Genomic DNA, 14,886 nt, shown 5'->3' on the forward strand with positions numbered 1-14,886 from the left:
CAGTCATTTTTTCTTTTTTACTCCATTCTGGTTGTAAAAATAACTGACATTTATTTGAAACTTTAGCAGCTTGTTGTTCTGCAAAATCAAAATCTGATTTGTTATGAATAATCATTTTAAGTTCATCTGCTTCAGGATAACACTCATCTAAAGGTAATTTTGTTTTTTTAGGAGACAGACAAAACCAATCCCATTTTCCTGAAAAGGAATATGCACCTGAGGTTTCTATGTGTGTTTTTATATTATTATTTTGTAATAAATCAGTAATATAATCCATAGACCACATTAAAGGTTCACCACCAGTAATTACAACTGTTTTAGCGTATTTTTTAACATTGTCTACTATTTTATCTGCTAATGTTGGTGGGTGTAATTCTGCGTTCCAACTTTCTTTAACATCGCACCAATGGCAACCTACATCGCAACCACCAACTCTTATAAAATATGCGGCTGTACCCGTGTGAGCGCCTTCACCTTGTATTGTATAAAATTCTTCCATTAGAGGAAGCATTATACCTTTGTTTACTAAATCTTTTGTATTTTTATCCATCTTCATTAAAATCTACCATAATGGTTTAAGTTTGCAAAGGTAGTTTTTTGTAATTCAAGAATAAAAAGAATAATAAATTAATTCTAAATGCTTAATTATCAAAACATTTTTGTAAATTTGCACTCCTTTTTACGAGAACAGATTTAGAAAAGGAATTAAAAAAACAATTTATAAAAACAACTCTTTGCGTTTACGTCGTTAGAAATCTGTAAAACAATAAGATACAAAATTATTTTAGACACATGTCTGAAGAAACAAAAAACACTGAAGAGCAGGTAGCTGCAACTGAAGTACAAGAAACAGCAACTCCTGCTGTAGATCCAAAACAATTTTTAGCTGATTTTAACTGGCACAAGTACGAACAAGGTATTGAAGCTGTAGATGAAGATAAATTAAAAGCATTTGAAACTGCTTTAGAAGGAACTGTTGGATTTGTAAATGAGCGTGATGTAATTGAAGGAACTGTAATTAGAATTACAGATAGAGATGCAATTATAGACATCAACTCTAAATCTGAAGGAGTTATCTCTTTAAATGAATTCCGTTACAACCAAGGTTTATCAGAAGGAGATAAAGTAGAAGTATTAGTTGACAAAAGAGAAGATTCTTCTGGTCAGTTAGTATTATCTCACAAAAAAGCAAGAGTAATTAAAGCATGGGAACGTGTAAACAATGCTCATGAAACTGGTGAAGTAGTTAACGGTTTTGTTAAGTGTAGAACTAGAGGTGGTATGATTGTAGATGTTTTCGGTATCGAAGCATTCTTACCAGGATCTCAAATTGATGTTAAGCCAATTAGAGATTACGATCAATACGTAGAGAAAACTATGGAATTCAAAGTTGTGAAAATCAACCACGAATTTAAAAACGTTGTTGTATCTCACAAAGCTCTTATTGAAGCTGATATTGAATTACAGAAAAAAGAAATCATTGGTCAGTTAGAAAAAGGACAAGTATTAGAAGGTATTGTTAAAAACATTACTTCTTATGGTGTATTTGTTGATTTAGGTGGTGTTGATGGTTTAGTACATATTACAGATTTATCTTGGTCTAGAATTAACCACCCGAATGAGGTTGTTGAATTAGATCAAAAATTAAACGTTGTAATTTTAGACTTTGATGATAACAAATCTAGAATCCAATTAGGATTAAAACAATTATCTGCGCATCCTTGGGAAGCTTTAGATACTGACTTAAAAGTTGGTGACAAAGTAACTGGAGAAGTTGTAGTAATTGCAGATTATGGTGCATTTGTAGAAGTAGAACAAGGAGTAGAAGGATTAATTCACGTTTCTGAAATGTCTTGGTCAACTCACTTACGTTCTGCACAAGACTTCGTAAAAGTTGGTGATAAAGTAGAAGCGCAAGTTTTAACTTTAGATAGAGAAGACAGAAAAATGTCTCTTGGTATCAAGCAATTACACCCAGATCCTTGGACAGATATTACAACTAAATTCCCAGTAGGTTCTACTCATACAGGTACTGTAAGAAACTATACTAACTTTGGTGTTTTCGTAGAATTAGAAGAAGGAATCGATGGTTTAGTATATATTTCTGACTTATCTTGGACTAAGAAAATTAAGCATCCATCAGACTTTGTTACTGTTGGAGACAAATTAGAAGTACAAGTATTAGAATTAGATGTAGAGAACAGAAAGTTAAACTTAGGTCATAAGCAAACTCAAGATAACCCTTGGGATGCTCACGAAGCTACGTATGCAATCGGTTCTACACACGAAGGAACAATCAAAGAAAAGAATGATAAAGGAGCAGTTGTAACTTTTGCTGATGGAGTAGAAGGTTTTGCACCAACAAGATTCTTAGAAAAAGAAGATGGTTCTAAATTAGGAAAAGGAGATACAATCGAATTTGTAGTTTTAGAATTTTCTAAAGAATACAGAAGAGTTGTAGTTTCTCATACTTCTATCTTTAGAGAAGAAGAAAAGAGAAATGTAAAAGCAGCAGTTAAAAAATCTGCAGACGCAGAAAAAACTACACTTGGAGACATAGGTGGTTTAGCAGCTCTTAAAAAGAAAATGGAAGCTGGTAACAAAAAGTAATCTTACTTTTTAACAAGCCGATATTTATAATATCTAAAAGCCGATGCAGTTTTGCATCGGCTTTTTTATTTCTATTATTTGGGCGTTACCTTTTAGGTAGGGCTTTACACACTCGCTTTTTGTTCATACTTCACAAAAGAGCTCAAACAAATGCTACAATCCCTAACGCAACTATTTGCTAGCCAATTGCAAAGTATAAAGTCAGTACATGTTAATTTATTTTAGATAACCATTTAATAAATTTATCTTTGTGTATCTAAAATAAAGACAAAAAATATAATGACACTTATAAAATCAATATCAGGTATTAGAGGAACAATTGGTGGTAAAACTGCAGACAATTTAACCCCAATAGACGCAGTAAAATTTGCATCCGCTTACGGTGCTTTTATCAAAAACAGAAATCCTAATAAAGATAAAATAACTGTTGTAATTGGTAGAGATGCCCGTATTTCTGGAAAAATGATTTCTAGTTTGGTTGCAAATACTTTAGTTGGTTTAGGCATAAACGTTGTAGACTTAGGTTTATCTACTACACCAACAGTAGAAGTTGCTGTACCTTTAGAAAATGCAGAAGGTGGTATAATTTTAACAGCTTCACATAATCCGAAACAATGGAATGCCTTAAAATTATTAAATGAAAAAGGTGAGTTTTTAAATGGATCTGAAGGAGAAAAAATTTTAGCATTAGCAGAAAGTGAAGATTTTGAATTTGCAGATGTTGATGATTTAGGAGTGTATTCTAAAGATGCTTCTTATTTAGAAAAGCACATTCAAGAAGTTTTAAATTTAGAATTGGTAGATGTAGAGGCTATTAAAAATGCAAATTTTAAAGTTGTTGTAGATGGTGTTAATTCTACCGGAGGAATTTTTATACCTGCTTTATTAAAAGAGTTAAATGTAGAATGCGTAGAATTATATTGTACACCAAACGGACAATTTCCACACAATCCAGAACCTTTAAAAGAGCATTTAACAGACATTTCTGAACTGGTTGTTAAAGAAAAAGCAGATTTTGGTATTGTTGTAGATCCAGATGTAGATAGATTAGCTTTAATTTCTGAAGATGGTTCTATGTTCGGAGAAGAATATACTTTAGTAGCTTGTGCCGATTATGTTTTAGGAAAACTAGGTGGCGGTAATACAGTTTCTAACTTATCTTCTTCTAGAGCTTTAAGGGATGTTACAGAAAAACATGGCGGAACTTATACCGCATCTGCTGTTGGTGAAGTAAATGTTGTAATAAAAATGAAAGAAACTAACACTGTAATTGGTGGAGAAGGTAATGGAGGAATTATTTATCCGGCATCTCATTATGGTAGAGATTCTTTAGTTGGTGTTGCACTATTTTTAAGCCATTTAGCAAATAATAAAATGTCTTGTAAAGAATTAAGAGATTCTTATCCAAGTTATTTTATGAGTAAAAATAAAATTCAATTAACGCCAGAAATTAATGTTGATGCTATTTTAGAAACAATGGCAACAACTTATAAAGATGAAGATGTGAATACTATAGATGGTGTAAAAATAGATTTTGCTGATGAATGGATTCATTTAAGAAAATCTAATACAGAACCAATTATTAGAATTTATACAGAAGCTAAATCTCAAACAGCAGCAGATAATTTAGCAGAGAGATTTATAAAAGAAATTAAAGCAATTATTTAAAATAATTTAGATTGAAAAAAAACATTTTAGTTTTAGCGATACTTTTTTTTAGTACGCTTACTGTTTTAGGACAACAAAATAAAAAGTTTTCTAAGAAAAATAAGGTAGTAAATAAAGGTAAGTTTTTTGTTTATTGGGGATGGAATTGGTCTAGTTACACAGATTCTGATATCCGTTTTAAAGGTAAAGATTATGATTTTACATTATCTGATGTTAAGGCACAAGATAGACCAACTAAGTTTTCTGTAAATAATTATTTTAACCCTGGTAATATAACAATTCCTCAGAATAACTATAGAATTGGTTACTTTTTTAAAGAAAACTATACAATTTCTATTGGTGTAGATCACATGAAATATGTGGTTAACAACGATCAAAATGTTACTATAAATGGTAATATTAATATTGGAAATGCAAAATATGATGGTACCTATAACAATCAGAATATACAATTAACAGAAGATTTTTTAAGATTTGAGCACACAGATGGTTTAAATTATGTAAATGTAGAAGTTAAAAGATTTGATAATATAGATCATTGGTTCGGATTAGATTTAAAAAACCTTCAAATAAATTTAACTGAAGGAATTGGAGTAGGAGGTTTGTATCCTAGAACAGATACATCGCTTTTAGGTAAAGAAAGACATGATAACTTTCATTTATCTGGTTGGGGAGTTTCTGTTGGTGCCGGATTAAATATAACATTTTTAAAACATTTTTATATTCAATCAGATTATAAAATTGGTTATATAAACATGCCAGATATTAAAACATCTTTAAGTTCTGCAGATTCTGCCTCTCAAAGTTTTTATTTTTTCGAGAATAATATATTAATAGGAGGAAGATTCAGAATTTTTTAAAACAGTTTACAATGAATTTAGAAGCATATTTTGATAAGTTTAGAAAAAATATAGTTGGTATAAACCAAAAATTTGAATCTCCTTATGGTTTGCAAAATCTAATTTACACAGATTGGACGGCTAGCGGTAGATTATATCATCCTATAGAAGAAAAATTGTTACATAAGTTTGGACCATTTGTTGCAAATACACATACAGAAACTTCTACTTCTGGTGCAGCAATGACTTTAGCTTATCACGAAGCTAGAAAAATTATTAAACGTCATGTTAACGCAAATGAAAACGATGTTTTAATAACTTCGGGTTCTGGTATGACAGGAGTTGTAAATAAGTTTCAAAGAATTCTAGGACTAAAAGTTTCTGAAAGTTTAAAAAATTATACAGAATTACCAGAAGAAATAAGACCTATAGTTTTTATTTCTCATATGGAACATCATTCTAATCAAACCTCTTGGTTAGAAACTATTGCAGATGTAGAAGTTGTGCCTTGCAATAATGAAGGTTTAGTTTGTTTAGAAAGTTTTGAAAAAAGCATTAAAAAACACGAACACAGAAAAATTAAAATAGCTTCTATAACTTCTTGTTCTAATGTAACAGGTATAAAAACCGATTATCATAAAGTAGCAAAATTGATTCATAGTTATAATGGTTTATGTTTTGTAGATTTTGCTTGTTGTGCACCTTATGTAGATATAAACATGCATCCAGAATCAGAAGATGAATATTTAGATGCTGTTTTCTTTTCTCCTCATAAATTTTTAGGAGGACCAGGAAGTTCTGGCGTATTAATTTTTAATAAAAGTTTGTATAAGAACACAATACCTGATAATCCAGGTGGCGGAACGGTAAGTTATACAAATCCTTGGGGACAACATGATTATTTTGATGATGTAGAAACAAGAGAGGATGGCGGAACACCTGCTTTTTTGCAAACAATTAGAATCGCACTTTCAATTCAGTTGAAAGAAGAAATGGGAACTGATAAAATTAAAGCGAGAGAAGACGAAATTAATAAAGTTGTTTTTAAAACTTTAGAGAATTTAAACGGAGTAAAAATTTTAGCACCAAACCATAAGGACAGATTAAGTATTTTTTCTTTTTATTTCGAAAAATATCATTTTAATCTTGTGGTAAAGCTTTTAAATGATCGCTTTGGAATACAAACAAGAGGTGGATGTTCTTGTGCAGGAACTTATGGTCATTATTTGTTAAATGTTGACCAAGAAACTTCTAATAGAATTAAAGACGAAATTTTACATGGTTGTAATACTCAAAAACCAGGTTGGGTTCGTCTCTCTGTGCATCCAACAATAACAAATAAAGAATTAGAATTTGTTTGTAATTCTTTAAAAGAACTGTCTGTAAACATAGAAGATTGGGCTAAAGATTATGAATATGATAGCTTAAAGAATGATTATTCTCATAAATCTGTTACACCAATAGAACAAAACTTAGTTAAAGAGTGGTTTAACTTATAGTCTATAAAAATTCAGCCGGAACTTTATCTCTATGCTTAAATCTTTTGTGAGACCAAAGATAGAATTCTGGTTGATTTAAAATATTTTTTTCTGTCAATTCGGTATATAAATCTGTAATTTGATAATTTTCAAAGTCTTTAGCATTTTCAGTTATCAGTTGAAATTCAGTTTTATAATAACCTCTTTTAACTTTTTTAGTTACATAATTGATCACTACTAAATCAAACTTTTTTGCAAGCATTTCTGCACCCGTATGCACCGGAACTTTTATATTAAAAAAATCTCTCCAATAATAAGTTTTATGTGGTTGTGGAGATTGATCGCTTAATAAAATATATGCACCTTGTTTTTTATCAGAAAACCTTTGTTGCATACCTCTAACCATATCAGAAGTTTTATATCCAATAACTCCAAACTTTTCTCTTGAATCTCTAACTTTTTTTTCGAAGTACTTATTATTAAGTTTTGTGTACGCACCCAAAACATCAATATTTAAAACTTTAGGTAAACTTGTAGACCATTCCCAATTGGCTTGATGAGCCCCAACCAATGCGATGCTTTTTCCTTCTTTAGCAAATTTATTTACCAATTGTGGATTTTCATAAGTATATCTTTTCAAAATTTCTTTTTCAGAAATAGAAAAAGCTTTTACGCTTTCCATCATCAAATCCATTAAATGTTTAAAGAATTTTTTTCTGATAATTAAAAGTTCTTTTAAAGGTTTGTTAGGAAAAGCTAATTGTAAATTATCTAAAACTACTTTTTTTCGATATCCAATTACATAATAAATTAGAAAATAGAAAAAATCTGATTTTAAATATAAGATTCTCATTGGTAACTTAGAAAGCAACCAAATTAATGGATAACTAATGGCAAAGACAATAAATTGCATATATAAATTTTAGTGTTGCAAATATCGTATATATATTTAAAATGAAAAGATAAATACTAATGGGTTTTTATTAAGTTTGTTACATGATAGAAAATATAAATAAGGCAATATTATTATTAATGATTGCTAATGTATTAATTTCGATGAAGGGTTTTAAAGAGTATTCATTTCTCGATAAATACAAGTTTCAGGTTAGTAGAATTTTATCAGGAGAGAAAATTAGAATGTTAACTTCTGGCTTTTTACATGTAGATTGGTTGCATTTAGGTTTAAATATGTATGCTTTGTATCTTTTTGGAGATATTGTAACGCAACGTACAAGTACTAGTAATTTCTTAATTATTTATTTTGGAAGCTTGTTAGCTGGAAGTTTATATTCATTTAAAGAGCATAAAAAAGAACCTTATTATAGTGCTGTTGGAGCATCTGGAGCAGTTTCTGGAACTATTTTTTCAGCTATTTTATTAAATCCAGGTATGAAACTATATCTTTTGTTTATACCAATTCCAATTCCAGGATATATTTTTGGAATTGGTTACATATTATATTCTATTTATGGTTTGAAAAATCAAGTTGGTAATGTTGGTCATTCTGCGCATTTAGGAGGAGCAATAGGAGGGTTTATTCTTACAATCATTCTAAATTCCTATTTATTTACATATAACTTAGCTACCATTATATTGTTAGCAGTACCAATAATATTTTTATTAGTTTTTGGAGATAAACTGCCAAAAAAATAAATTACAAGGTTTAGTTTTTAGCAAAAAAAAAGCTTCATAATTTCTTATGAAGCTTTTGAGCGAAAGACCAGGTTCGAACTGGCGACATTCAGCTTGGAAGGCTGACGCTCTACCAACTGAGCTACTTTCGCGTGGTAAAGAGATGCAAATATATAACGTTTTTTAACATCTGCAAGCATTTTTTTTACAAAAAAGATACATTTTTTTAATGTTCTTAATAATGAAATAGTTAGCTATTCATTTTTTTACAAAAAATAATTTTTGAGCTTAAATTATAAGTATTTTAACTTCTAATAATGATTTTAATTCTGCTGAAATTTTACTTTTTTTTAAAAATTAAGAATTTGGCTTATTTATAAAACTGAAGTTCGGTTTTATCTTTGCTGTATAATTATATGTTTAACCCCCAATTTAATCATTATGAAAAATTTTAAACTAGTAGTAATTTTAGCATTATTTGCATTTTCTGCATCAGCACAAGATCTTGCAATGACCACAGTAAACAATTATGGTACTTACACTCCAATAGAAGAAAAAGAAGAGATTATACCATTATTAAATGAATCAAAATACACCTACAAATACAAAGGAGAAAATGTAGTTGTTGTATTTTCTGAAGACAAACATGTAGAGTATTTTAATGAAGGAAAGTACTTTATTAAATCTGACATTTCTTGGGTTTCAGAAGATGAGTGTTATATGACATTACAAGAATCAAATCTTCCTAATTTTCCTTTTAAAAAAGGAATTAAATTAAAAATGAAGATTACAAAAATAAAAAGAGGTTATATTTTTTACGAGTCTACTTTAGGTGGTAGAACTTGGGAAGGAAGAATGAGAAAGTTATATTAATCCCCTAAATTAATATATTCCCCTAAGTTAAATTATACCCCTAATAAATTATAATTTATAAAGTCCAGTTTGTTTGTTCAAACTGGGCTTTTATGTTTCTATTCGTAAAGTGTTTTTAGCTATTTAAGAATATGATCTTGTTTCTAATTTCATAATTAAATCCAAAGAAATAGAGAAATTAAGAATTTTGCTTATTTATAAAACTGAAGTTCGGTTTTATCTTTGCTGTATAATTATATGTTTAACCCCCAATTTAATCATTATGAAAAATTTTAAACTAGTAGTAATTTTAGCATTATTTGCATTTTCGGTATCAGCACAAGATTTTGCAATTACCACAGTAAACAATTATGACACTTATACTTCAATAGAAGAAAAAGAAGAGATTGTACCATTATTAAAAGAAACAAAATACACCTACAAATACAAAGGAGAAAATGTGGTTGTAGTATTTTCTGAAGACCAACATGTAGAATATTTTAATGAAGGAAAATACTTTATTAAATCTGACATTTCTTGGGTTTCAGAAGATGAATGTTATATGACATTACAAGAATCAAATCTTCCTAATTTTCCTTTTTAAAAAGGAATTAAATTAAAAATGAAGATTACAAAAATAAAAAGAGGTTACATTTTTTACGAGTCTACTTTAGGTGGTAGAACTTGGGAAGGAAGAATGAGAAAGTTATATTAATCCCCCAAATTAATATATTCCCCTTAATTAAATTATACCCCTAATATATTATAATTTATAAACCCCAGTTATTAAGCATTTGTTTAATAACTGGGGTTTAAAGTTTTATAAAGTATTTTATATTATAAATTTAGTCAATTGGTAAAGTATTAGATATTGTATTAATTAGTTTCTCAAAATCACTAGATTTATCAAAGAAATCTTGAGCTCCGTATCTTAAACAAGTTCTTTTTAATTCTCGGCTTGTAGAAGAAACGTATACTTTAGGTAGCTTATTATTTTCTTTAAACCATTTTAGTAGTTCAATTCCATTGCCATCTGGTAAGCTTAAATCTAAGGTTACAATATCAACATCAGTTTCTTTCAAATAAGAAATTGCTTCATGTAGAGTTGGCGTTAATCGTATATTTTTAAAAGGCAGAACTCTCTTACTTGCATTAAGAATTTTTTCTCCAATTAAAGGGTTATCTTCTACAATTAGCATGTTTTTTTGTGGATGTTTCAATTATTAATTAAGTTTAATTATTGACCAATTGTAAAATTACAATTAAAGTTAATAATATTATATAGGGGAGTTGCTTATTATTGATATATTATTACATTTCTAAAGAGGTAAATCCTTTTTTTATTGCATATTTAGTTAATTCTGGTATTGTATATAAATCAATTTTTTTCATGATATTATTTCTATGTACATCAACAGTTTTAGAGCTTAAAAATAAAATTTCTCCAATTTCTTTAGAAGATTTTCCTTCTGTAATTAATTGTAAAACTTCTTTCTCTCTTGAACTTAAAAGAGTGTTTTCTATGGTATTTCCTTGTTTAATTATCGATAAAAATTCTTGATTAATATCCTTAGATAAGTATTTTATATCTTGTACAACAGTATTTATAGCAGTAATTAATTCGTTAGAATCACCATCTTTTAATAAATATCCATAGGCACCAGCTTTAAACATTCCTTGTATAAATTGTTTACTAGAATGCATAGAAAGACCGATAATTTTAATGTCAGGACATGTTTTATGAATCTGTTTTGCAGCTTCGATACCATTTAAATTTGCCATAGCTACATCTATAACCAAAACATCTGGCAATAATTTAGAGCAAACACTAATAGCTTCTCTTCCGTCAGATGCTTCTCCAATAATTTTCATATTAGACTTTTGTTCTATTATATTTCTTAAACCATCTCTAAGAAGTTTGTGATCGTCTACTAAAACTATTTTTATTTGGTCGTTGGCTATCATATAGTTAAAGGTATAAAAAAATTAACAGTTGTTCCTAAGTTTTTTTCTGAAGTTATACTAAAAACTCCATTAATATTGGCAATTCTTTCTTGTACGGTAAATAAACCGAAACCAGAACCTGAATAGTTTTTTAAGTTTTTTAATTTACTAGTATTAAAACCAACACCGTTATCTTTAATAACAAACCAAAAACCTAAATTAGTTTTATTAATTTCTAATGTTATTATAGATGCTTGAGCATATTTTAGCGCATTATTTGCAACTTCTTGTATACTTCTATATAACAAAATTGAAGAAGCCTCATCTAGCTCAACAAAGTCTAAATTGGTAATTATTTCGCATTTTATTTTATAAGTGTTTTCTATGTTTTCAAACAACCAATATAAAGTATCTATTATGCCTAATTGATAGAGTGCAGGTGGTGATAATTCGAAAGTTATTTTTCTACTATTTTCTAATGCATCAACAATATGAGTTTCTATAAAATCTAGATCTTCAAAAATTTCTTCTAATTTACTATTTCCTTTAAGTTCGTTAATTTTCATTTTAGAAATCACTAAAGATTGACTTAAATGATCATGAATATTAGATGCAATTTCTTTTTTCTGTTTTTCTTCAATTAAAGTTAACTCGGTGGTTAGTTTTTGTAAGGAAGATTGATACTCATTAATCTCTATATTTGCTAACATCCATTGTGTAATGTCTCTTGCTGTTGTTACAAAGTAACTAATTCTATCATTCTCGTAAATAGGAGTCGACAAAAACTCTAACCAAATATAGTCTCCATTTTTATGTTTTGCTCTAAAAGGGTGCGCCTCTGTTTTTAAATTTTTATTAACTTCATCTATAGCCTCAAATAAACTATCTAAATCATCTTTATGTACTATCGAAAGAATTTTTTTACCAATAAAATCTGATTGTTTATAGCCTAAAAGGTTTTCTATTGATGGACTAATGTACTTAAATGTTCCGTCTGGTTCTTGTAAACAAATTAAATCACTAGTGTTATTAGCAAGTAAACGATACATTTCTTCTGCTTTGTCAACCTTATCTCTATTTATTTTTTTTCTGTAATATCTTGTAAAACACCTCTTAAAAAGATTGTTTCACCATTACTGTTAACTTCAGAGTAACCAATTACATTTAACCAAAGTAGTTCATTTTGTTCGTTTTTAAAATTTAATTCTAGATTAAAACTTTTATTTTCTGCAATACATATGTCAATTGCCTGTTGTAAAATTTCTTCAGATCCATTAACGTAATATTTCATTAATTTATCTAACGGAGGGATAGTTCCTATAGGTAAACCATGAATTTTAAAAATTTGATCTGACCAGCTAACATTTTCTGTAATTAAATCTAGCTCCCATGCACCAACTCTTGTAATTCTGCCAGATTCATTTAGCAAAAATTTACTTCTTTCAGCAGCAATTAGTGCTTTTTTTATTTCATCTTTACTGTCTCTTAAGTTTTTTTCTATTAATTTTTGATGCGTAATATCATTCATTACAACCACAGCACCTAGTTTTTTACCCTTATTGTCATGAAAAGAAGCTCCGTTACAAAGTACAATTCTAGGTTCCTGATTAACTGATTTTATAACAATTTCTTCATTAGTTAAAATTTTACCATTAAAAGCTTGCATTAAAGGAATTTCTTCTTTCTTTAAAAGGGTTTTATAATCTGATTTATATAAGCCATAATTTTCTGCCCATTTCTCTTGAGGAATTTTAAGAATATCTACACCGTGCCATTCTTTAGCTGTCTTATTAAATAGAACAATTTCACCTTTATCATTACATGCAACAATTCCGGCATTTTGATTTTCTGTCATGGCAATAACAAACTCATTTTGACTTTTAAGCTTGTTTTGAGCAAGCCTAATTTCTGTAATATCTTCTATTATACTTAAAACGTATTTTTTATTACCAATTAAAATAATTTCAGCATTTGCTTTCCAAATTCTAAGTTCTCCAGATTTAGTAATAAATTCAGATTCAAAATTTTTAACGCTGCCATTTTTAATTAATCTATTAAAATAGATGTTTCTTTTCCTTTGAGACTTCCAAATTCTAGCCTGTATATTAACGGTACCAATTAATTCTTCTGGTGTGTAACCAGATATTCTTGCAGCGGCATCATTTACATCAACAATTTTGTGTTCATCAAAACTATTTAATATTATTAAATTAAGACTGTTTTTAAATATTTTAAAGAATTTTTCTTCGCTTTCTTTTAATTTAATATTGATGTTTTTATTTTCTGTAATATCTTGTAAAACACCTCTACGACCTATAATTTTTTTGTTTTCATCGTAAATTGGTTGTACCACATTTCTAATCCAAACTACTCTTTTGTTATTATTAATTAGTTTTAATTCAAGATCATAGGGTGTACCGTTTTCATCTAGCTCTTTATTTGCTTTAGAAATTTTTAATTGAGATTCTTTGTCAAATTTTTTAAATATTTCTTCTCTTTTCGGTGCTGTTTTTTTAACGTCACTCTCGTAAATTACATGGATATATTCAGACCAATTTACTCTTTCAGATGTCTTTATATATTCCCAATATCCAATTTTAGCTAATTTACTAGCTTCATTTAAAGAGGTTTCTTTTTGTTCTAATAATTTTAAAGAACTTTCAATTTTATTTTTAGCTAAGACTCTTTGTGTTATATCTCTGGCAGAAGTAACAAAATAACTAATTTTATTATTTTCGTATACTGCAGAAGTAATAAATTCTAACCAAATATAATGACCAAATTTATGTTTTACCCTAAATGTATATGCGTTATTATCGTAATCTGTAATAAATAATTTTTTACCTATTGTTTCTCTTAATTTCTGGATATCATCAGAATGAACATAATTAAAAATTTTTTTTCCAAGAAACTCTTTACTATCATAGCCCAATATTTTTTTTATTGATGGACTAATATATTTAAAAGAACTATCTACATTTTGTAAACAGATAATATCATTAGAATTTTCTGTTAGTAATCTATATTTTTCTTCAACTTTTTTTTTGTCGATTGCCGTAGTTTCAAATTTTTGTTTATAACTTAAAGGTTGAAAAACATCTTTTATTTTAAAAAATACAAGGTCTCTATCTGTAGTGTCTAAAAACCTTAAATACATATAAAATAAAACACTAAAATAGGTTGCCAATATTCCTTTTGATTGCAACCCTTTTGTAATTACGGGAATTAACTTATCTGATTTCCAGAAAGAAAGTGTTGCATAGAATATTGTATCAAAACTTACTACAATTATCATTGTAATAAAAATTTGTAAAAATAAAAACCTTGTTTTTTTTGCTATAAATTCGAACAGAATTATTAATATAAGAGAATCTAAAAGTATAGCAATATTAGAAACAGTAGAGATGTACGGTGAGTTTTTAAATGGTTTTGCAGAATTTGCGATGGCATTATCAATTAAAGGATCTTCAATTTTCCAATTGAAAACCTGTAGTAAAAGTGTGATTAACAAATTTACTAGAAACAATGCATAAATAACTTTTTTTGTTTCTTTGGCATCTTCTTTAATATAAATAATTAATAAAGCAAAGAGTGTTACAGTTACAAATATTGATGAACCTTGAGATATTAAGTGATTTGTTGGATAATTAGAATCTATACTATTAGAAAGAAATATTTGAACAAACTGAAATAAACCCAAACTAGCATAAAGGACACTTAAACCTAGTTTTTTTCTAACTTTAAATAATAGTAATATAATAAAAGCAACAAAAGAGCTTTGAACAAATAGTGTTGTAAATTGATAAAATGTCATGGCAAAAATTATTAAAATTGATAACAGAAATATCAACTTTTAGGGAGAT

13 protein-coding genes and 1 tRNA gene (1 of these 14 cut by a window edge) are annotated in these 14,886 nt (G+C 28.2%); 7 read left to right on the forward strand and 7 right to left on the reverse strand.

The window, feature by feature from the left end; translation table 11 throughout:
• Window positions 1–550 carry the 5' portion of a 7-carboxy-7-deazaguanine synthase QueE gene (locus WG950_RS00130; protein ID WP_340933257.1) on the reverse strand. The gene continues 80 nt to the left of window position 1, outside the view, so 550 of the gene's 630 nt are visible here — the first part of the coding sequence; the start codon lies at window positions 548–550; its stop codon lies beyond the left edge, outside the window.
• Between the two features lie 242 nt (window positions 551–792).
• On the opposite strand from WG950_RS00130, the gene rpsA reads away from it, so the two are divergent.
• From rpsA to WG950_RS00150, 4 genes are all read left to right on the forward strand, one after another.
• Window positions 793–2,610 carry a 30S ribosomal protein S1 gene (gene rpsA / locus WG950_RS00135; protein ID WP_079736912.1) on the forward strand — a complete coding sequence of 606 codons (1,818 nt, stop codon included), beginning with the start codon at window positions 793–795 and terminating at the stop codon, window positions 2,608–2,610.
• Between the two features lie 279 nt (window positions 2,611–2,889).
• Complete coding sequence (gene glmM, locus WG950_RS00140; protein WP_340933260.1) at window positions 2,890–4,278, forward strand: phosphoglucosamine mutase; 1,389 nt, start codon at window positions 2,890–2,892, stop codon at window positions 4,276–4,278.
• Between the two features lie 11 nt (window positions 4,279–4,289).
• The gene (locus tag WG950_RS00145; RefSeq protein ID WP_340933263.1) at window positions 4,290–5,138 is read left to right on the forward strand and encodes a hypothetical protein; all 849 of its coding nucleotides are present in this window, start codon (window positions 4,290–4,292) and stop codon (window positions 5,136–5,138) included.
• Window positions 5,139–5,149: 11 nt separating this feature from the next.
• Window positions 5,150–6,616, forward strand: coding sequence for an aminotransferase class V-fold PLP-dependent enzyme (locus WG950_RS00150; protein ID WP_340933265.1), 1,467 nt, complete (start codon window positions 5,150–5,152; stop codon window positions 6,614–6,616).
• A gap of 1 nt (window position 6,617) precedes the next feature.
• Here the strand turns inward: WG950_RS00150 and WG950_RS00155 are convergent, their stop codons facing one another.
• Window positions 6,618–7,508 (reverse strand): lysophospholipid acyltransferase family protein, encoded by an 891-nt coding sequence (locus tag WG950_RS00155; protein WP_340933267.1) that lies wholly within the window; start codon window positions 7,506–7,508, stop codon window positions 6,618–6,620.
• Between the two features lie 83 nt (window positions 7,509–7,591).
• On the opposite strand from WG950_RS00155, the gene WG950_RS00160 reads away from it, so the two are divergent.
• Complete coding sequence (locus tag WG950_RS00160) at window positions 7,592–8,248, forward strand: rhomboid family intramembrane serine protease (protein WP_340933269.1); 657 nt, start codon at window positions 7,592–7,594, stop codon at window positions 8,246–8,248.
• A 58-nt stretch (window positions 8,249–8,306) separates the two neighbouring features.
• On the opposite strand, the gene WG950_RS00165 is transcribed toward WG950_RS00160, so the two are convergent.
• Window positions 8,307–8,379: transfer RNA gene (locus WG950_RS00165), tRNA-Gly, on the reverse strand.
• Between the two features lie 289 nt (window positions 8,380–8,668).
• Here WG950_RS00165 and WG950_RS00170 point away from each other — a divergent pair.
• Both WG950_RS00170 and WG950_RS00175 read left to right on the forward strand, forming a co-directional pair.
• Window positions 8,669–9,100 (forward strand): hypothetical protein, encoded by a 432-nt coding sequence (locus WG950_RS00170; protein ID WP_340933271.1) that lies wholly within the window; start codon window positions 8,669–8,671, stop codon window positions 9,098–9,100.
• 262 nt (window positions 9,101–9,362) lie between these two features.
• Window positions 9,363–9,683, forward strand: coding sequence for a hypothetical protein (locus WG950_RS00175; RefSeq protein ID WP_340933273.1), 321 nt, complete (start codon window positions 9,363–9,365; stop codon window positions 9,681–9,683).
• 241 nt (window positions 9,684–9,924) lie between these two features.
• On the opposite strand, the gene WG950_RS00180 is transcribed toward WG950_RS00175, so the two are convergent.
• From WG950_RS00180 to WG950_RS00195, 4 genes are all read right to left on the reverse strand, one after another.
• Window positions 9,925–10,299 (reverse strand): response regulator, encoded by a 375-nt coding sequence (locus WG950_RS00180; protein ID WP_340933275.1) that lies wholly within the window; start codon window positions 10,297–10,299, stop codon window positions 9,925–9,927.
• A gap of 91 nt (window positions 10,300–10,390) precedes the next feature.
• Window positions 10,391–11,044, reverse strand: a complete 654-nt coding sequence (locus tag WG950_RS00185; RefSeq protein WP_340933277.1) for a response regulator transcription factor — start codon at window positions 11,042–11,044, stop codon at window positions 10,391–10,393.
• Window positions 11,041–12,072: a PAS domain S-box protein gene (locus WG950_RS00190; protein WP_340933279.1), complete on the reverse strand. Its 1,032-nt coding sequence runs from the start codon at window positions 12,070–12,072 to the stop codon at window positions 11,041–11,043. Before WG950_RS00190 ends, WG950_RS00185 begins: the two co-directional genes overlap by 4 nt.
• Before the next feature lie 29 nt (window positions 12,073–12,101).
• A complete protein-coding gene (locus tag WG950_RS00195; RefSeq protein ID WP_340933280.1) occupies window positions 12,102–14,837 on the reverse strand; it encodes a PAS domain S-box protein in 2,736 nt (911 codons plus the stop codon).
• Window positions 14,838–14,886 lie beyond the last annotated feature (49 nt).

Origin of the sequence: Polaribacter marinaquae, from assembly GCF_038019025.1 — a bacterium.
Lineage (GTDB): Bacteria > Bacteroidota > Bacteroidia > Flavobacteriales > Flavobacteriaceae > Polaribacter > Polaribacter marinaquae.

What these genes read in the sequence shown, in the direction of transcription:
- WG950_RS00170 (WP_340933271.1), top strand. Translation starts at nt 8,669, where the DNA reads ATGAAAAATTTTAAACTAGTAGTAATTTTAGCATTATTTGCATTTTCT.
- glmM (WP_340933260.1), top strand. Translation starts at nt 2,890, where the DNA reads ATGACACTTATAAAATCAATATCAGGTATTAGAGGAACAATTGGTGGT.
- WG950_RS00190 (WP_340933279.1), bottom strand. Translation starts at nt 12,072, where the DNA reads ATGTATCGTTTACTTGCTAATAACACTAGTGATTTAATTTGTTTACAA.
- WG950_RS00175 (WP_340933273.1), top strand. Translation starts at nt 9,363, where the DNA reads ATGAAAAATTTTAAACTAGTAGTAATTTTAGCATTATTTGCATTTTCG.
- WG950_RS00160 (WP_340933269.1), top strand. Translation starts at nt 7,592, where the DNA reads ATGATAGAAAATATAAATAAGGCAATATTATTATTAATGATTGCTAAT.
- rpsA (WP_079736912.1), top strand. Translation starts at nt 793, where the DNA reads ATGTCTGAAGAAACAAAAAACACTGAAGAGCAGGTAGCTGCAACTGAA.
- WG950_RS00150 (WP_340933265.1), top strand. Translation starts at nt 5,150, where the DNA reads ATGAATTTAGAAGCATATTTTGATAAGTTTAGAAAAAATATAGTTGGT.
- WG950_RS00185 (WP_340933277.1), bottom strand. Translation starts at nt 11,044, where the DNA reads ATGATAGCCAACGACCAAATAAAAATAGTTTTAGTAGACGATCACAAA.
- WG950_RS00155 (WP_340933267.1), bottom strand. Translation starts at nt 7,508, where the DNA reads ATGCAATTTATTGTCTTTGCCATTAGTTATCCATTAATTTGGTTGCTT.
- WG950_RS00195 (WP_340933280.1), bottom strand. Translation starts at nt 14,837, where the DNA reads ATGACATTTTATCAATTTACAACACTATTTGTTCAAAGCTCTTTTGTT.